We start from the raw sequence: 5,213 nt of genomic DNA, 5'->3' as shown, positions 1-5,213 counted from the left end.
AATAAATTATACGAATGTATTCCGTTTACAAGTTATTTGTAATTGATTCCGTAATATTTCAGACTGTCATTTACGACTTAGTGGGTATAATTCATCATGGTATCATTACAGATAATCTCGCAATCTTTCAACATCCTTCCTCATGAAAAATAGTTAATGTTTATCAGTGAATGATTCTGTTTTTATTTATTACTGCATGATCATAACTCATGATTGTGAAGTTTTTCTGGTCATTTTAGCTACGGGATATGTTATTTTTTATCTGGTATAACTATTTTTATGCTGGATATATTGGATGAGGCTGGTACTTTTCGTTTCGTCAATAATGACTGAATTGATTTACATCAAGTTATCATCTTTGTTTTTTTAACGTGTTGGTTGTTTATTTGCTGGAAACAGAAGCGGCTGATTTTAGTGCAGCATTATAGAGGTTTTTGCTGATTGAAGATTAAATAGATGAGAAATGTTTGTAAGGAAGTCTGTGATTTCTGTTTTAGTGAGCCTTACGAACACAACGGTTAAGTCTGTAATTCGGGATAAAAGAGCAGGCGATTACCAGAAAAATCAATATTAGCTCTTTATACACAATGGATTTCAAGATGCATCGCGGTGGCATGGGTGAGCGAGTGCAGATAATAAAAAAGTAACCTGAAAGACGAAGTGTATAACATGCCATATTTTGTTAGAATTTGTGACGTGAAATAGGGATTACTGTAGTGAATTAACAACAATAGGTTAATTGAATGGAAAGTATGTACCAGAAATTTAATGTTCTGAATAGAATTGACAAAATATTAATGGAGCATAAGCCCAATAATAGCACAGGTGTTAAACGGTTTATTTTAGAGTTTCTTTTCTTTGGTTTGATTAATGCCCGTTCGTGTTTATTTGCCGGTTTCTTTTTTTTAGCTTTATTTTTAGTGCCGGCAAAAGGTATCTTGGATATACCGCGTTATGATGTGCTGTTGGTCTTTGCAGTAGCCTTTCAGGCATTGTTAATACGATTCAAGCTTGAAACATGGGATGAATTTAAAGCGATATGTGTGTTCCACTTAGTTGGTTTTATCATGGAGTTATTTAAAACATCAGCTTCTATCAGTTCATGGCAATATCCTGATGCCGCGTTCACTAAACTTTGGGGAGTTCCGTTGTTTACAGGTTTTATGTATGCCGCTGTCGGGAGCTTTATTATACAGTCATGGCGCTTCTTTAAAGTGCGCATTGAGCATTATCCACCGTACTGGATGGCAACATTGGTAGCGCTGGCTATTTATATCAATTTCTTTAGCCATCATTATATTGATGATTATCGCTGGTACCTGACGGCTTTTATTTTTGGGTTGTATGCCCGTGGCACTATTTTTTATACGCCATTGGATAAAGAACGAAAAATGCCGCTATTATTATCGTTTATATTAATTGGCTTTTTTATCTGGTTAGCGGAAAACTTCGGAACCTTTTTTGGGGTTTGGCAATATCCTAATCAGTTAGGCGCTTGGTCTGTTGTTCATGCAGGGAAGTGGGGAGCATGGTCATTATTGGTCGTTGTGACCTTTACGATTGTTGTCCACCTTAAACATATCAAATCAAGTGTGGCAATTGCCCGTTAGGGTAGTTTTGCCAAGTGGTGGGGTTCAGAAAATCACCCCACCATTGTCCACTCAGGTCGATGAGGTGTGATATAACTATTAATATATTTATTTTTACATCTATTGCATTGGCTTTGAGTGTTAAAATCTATTTATTTTAATAGATTGGTAAGTGTTTAATATATTCATTTATATAAATCCTAATAAATTAACCGCTCTTTTTTTGTTGTTTATTTTTATGTTTTTATATTTGCAACTATACTTTTAATTAAATTAATTTTTCATTAAAAATGACCTTGGGTTAATGATCTTAAATTACATTTAATAAAAACAATAAATTAAATGAAAGCATTTATTAAAAATCATTCTAAATAGCATCAAATATTTTAAATAAAAGATGCTATTACCTGACTAACACACAATAGAGAGAAAGTTCAATGTCCCTTACATATGAATTCCTTGTCCAATGGACACCCTCAACCGGTGACTGGAATCTTTACCAGTTTATTGACTCTGATATTGCTGAGCTTCATTTAGTTAAGTCAGGCAATTGGCAGACAGTGAAATCAGGGCATCAACTTATTCCCATTGGTAACTATGTTATCGACAGGGAAATCGCATCCAACCAGTTCCGTTTGTGGCAAGTCGATATCGCTCAGTCAGATTTTCTGCCGTCTCTGATAACACAAGGAGACCTGAGTGCTGAGCTGGATCCTTCGACAGAAATTATTCCTTTAGGCAATTACTTGCTGTTATACAAGCCAGATACCGGTGCCTATCAATGCCGACGTTTCGATCCATTCAGTAATACATTGATGCTTACTGCCGATAGCCCACAGAATATTACCGGACACTGGCAAACAATCACGAATGCGGATTTAATACCCGTTGCAGGTTATGTCGTCAGCCGGGACAGGAATGATGGTCAGTGCCGGACGTGGATGTTTGATGGCGGAAATGCCTCTGATATTCTGCCTGAACCACAAATTCCCGGTATGCAGTGGACAATTGACCCGAGCACGAAACTTTGCACGATGGGTGACAGAATTGTCGGCTGGGATCCTGATTCCCGCGATATTACCTTGTGGCCTGTTGATCCAACGCTGGCACATCCGGGTTTACCTTCAAAAACGATCACCGTCTGGAAGAGTGCCTTACCTGCTGACACCGTACTGTTTGGTCTAACACCGCTTGTTCCATTAGAGTTGCCAACAGGAGTACAGAGCGGAGCTGATGGCCCGGGCACAATTCCCTGGATGCGGCAACGGATCAAAAAAGTGGTCTATCTGATGCTGGAAAATCGCTCCTTAGACCATATGTGCGGTGATCTTTATACCGTGGATAAAGTCGGAAAATTTATTGGGTCTGATAAGCCTTTTGATGGCGCCAGTAATACGAACTGGAATGCAGACAAAAATGGTCAGCGCTATTATCAGACCAAATTCTCTGTACAAAGTGTGGATTACCCAAAAGGTGATCCCGATCACTCATACTCAGGTATTATTCAACAATTATTTGATGGCGCAGATCCCAATGCTGGGCATATTCCAGAAATGAAAGGTTTCGTCAAGAGTTATGGTTCCCGAGGAAAATCGCCTGATGAGGTTATGCATTATTACGATCCTAGTATGCTGGAACCAATGAGTCTGCTGGCGAAGCAATATGCGGTTTCCGATACTTGGTTCTGCTCTTTGCCGGGGCCTACTGATCCGAACCGCGCTTTTTCGCTAACAGGATCATCTTTCAGCAAAACGGAGAACTTCGAATCCGGAGACACCTATATTTCGTGGCCTAAGTTTCCTCGTCGTCCCTCAGTCTGGGATGTGTTATGGGCTCACGGTATTAAGGACTGGAAACTTTATTATCACGCTACATGGGGAGGACTGAAATATACTAATCAATTATTTTTAAAAGGGCATATCAAAGAAGTTGATCAGGAAACTGACCATTACAACACTGATATCAGTGAATTTATATCATCAGCCAAAGCAGGCACATTACCCGCGTTCAGTTTCATTGAACCCGCATGGCTTGGAAACTCATCAGGAATGGTTCCAAACTCCTGTCACCCTCCATCAGATATGGCACCCGGCTTAAAAATGGTGGCGGACATCTACAATGCTTTGCGTCAGGGACCAGACTTCGATCAGACACTGCTGATCATCACTTTCGATGAGCACGGTGGCATCTATGATCACGTTCCACCTCCTTATACCAATAATGCTTATCGTAATGATACTGAGGGAGGTTTTGGCTTTGATTTGCTTGGGGTACGTGTCCCGACGGTGCTCATTTCACCCTGGATAGAAAATTCGACAGTCTTTCGTTCAGTACAAGAAGGGCGACAATATGATGCCACATCATTTCTTTCAACCTTGTTGCAATGGCAGGGAATACCGGCATCGAATTGGTGGTTAGGTGATCGCATACGGGCAGCTGCGAGTTTTGAATCGGTATTTCAGGCTGAGCATCTCCGTAAAGACATACCACTCAGTGTACAGGCTCCTGAGCTTGATCCTAAACAGCTCGACATGCCCATGAATGAGTTACATCAGCTCTTTATTACTCGCATTGTGTACACACTTTGTACAGGTGTTTTATCCCCTGAAGAAATAGAGCAGGAAGCTCAGTGCATTTGCACCCTTGGAAGCATCCGGCTGGCAACACAGGCTTTGGATAAACTGGAGATCCGACTTAATGCTGTTCACTCAAAAAATTGAGATAAATTATTATCAGCGTCCGATAGTTATCTGACGCTGATTTGTTGCTATTAAATATTGGGTATATATAACCGGTAAAAAACATATTGAATATTAAGTTTTTTTGAAAAAAAAGTTCTCCATATACCTTAAATAATGAGAGCTATGTTTAATTCTGGGTAATTAGATGATATTTTTTAATTCAGAAATGGTTTTTATTTTCCAGTCGGCAACATCCCAGTATGAGTGATCGTACTCAATGCTATTTGGTATAACAACGCACTTCATGGAGGCTGCTTTAACTGCAATCATACCGGTTTTTGAATCTTCTATTCCTATGCATTCTTTAGGTGAAATATTTAATTTTTCCGCAGCATTGAGATAGACCATGGGATGAGGTTTATTATATGGCATATCGTCTGCTGAGGAGATATAGTCAAAATATTTAGCGATATCACATTGTTCGACTATATTTAACAGCAGGGATAACGGAGAAGCAGAGGCAATACCAATCTTAATATTTTTTTGCGCTAATCGTTCCAAGCATTCCACTACACCATCCATAATTGGTTTTTCTGTAAGAATTAATTTAATCCCTTTTTTGAAAAATTCTTTTACAATTTCAGATTTATTTAAATCATTTTTATTATAAAGCTGGCAGGCTCTATCTACCATACCTGGTACGGGTATCCCTGTCATATTAAACATTTCATCATAGGTGACTGGAACACCATAATGATTTAAAACGAGCATGCCAGATTTTTTCCATAGTGGCTCAGAGTTAATCAGTACACCATCCATATCGAAAATAACTGCTTTCATCATTATCTCCTTGCTTGGTTATATAAGGTTGTTTTTGTTTTTCTATAGCAATAAAATCATCTTTTTTGCGTTTTATTAAATTTAAGATTCATCAGGTTATAAT

At 38.7% G+C, this 5,213-nt stretch carries 3 protein-coding genes; 2 read left to right on the top strand and 1 reads right to left on the bottom strand.

Annotated features, from left to right (window positions below; all coding sequences use genetic code 11):
* Nucleotides 1–743: 743 nt before the first annotated feature.
* Both AACX38_RS14035 and AACX38_RS14030 read left to right on the top strand, forming a co-directional pair.
* On the top strand, nucleotides 744–1,610 hold the full coding sequence (locus tag AACX38_RS14035; RefSeq protein ID WP_228864645.1) for a DUF817 domain-containing protein: 867 nt from the start codon (nucleotides 744–746) through the stop codon (nucleotides 1,608–1,610).
* A 416-nt stretch (nucleotides 1,611–2,026) separates the two neighbouring features.
* Nucleotides 2,027–4,309 (top strand): alkaline phosphatase family protein, encoded by a 2,283-nt coding sequence (locus AACX38_RS14030; protein WP_228864644.1) that lies wholly within the window; start codon nucleotides 2,027–2,029, stop codon nucleotides 4,307–4,309.
* 162 nt (nucleotides 4,310–4,471) lie between these two features.
* On the opposite strand, the gene hxpB is transcribed toward AACX38_RS14030, so the two are convergent.
* Nucleotides 4,472–5,110 carry a hexitol phosphatase HxpB gene (gene hxpB, locus AACX38_RS14025; protein WP_228864643.1) on the bottom strand — a complete coding sequence of 213 codons (639 nt, stop codon included), beginning with the start codon at nucleotides 5,108–5,110 and terminating at the stop codon, nucleotides 4,472–4,474.
* Between the last annotated feature and the right edge of the window lie 103 nt (nucleotides 5,111–5,213).

This window comes from Xenorhabdus sp. PB30.3 (assembly GCF_963895965.1).
GTDB classification, from domain to species: domain Bacteria; phylum Pseudomonadota; class Gammaproteobacteria; order Enterobacterales; family Enterobacteriaceae; genus Xenorhabdus; species Xenorhabdus stockiae.
Note: the sequence above shows the minus strand (reverse complement) of the source record. Positions and strands in the feature narration are given on the sequence as shown.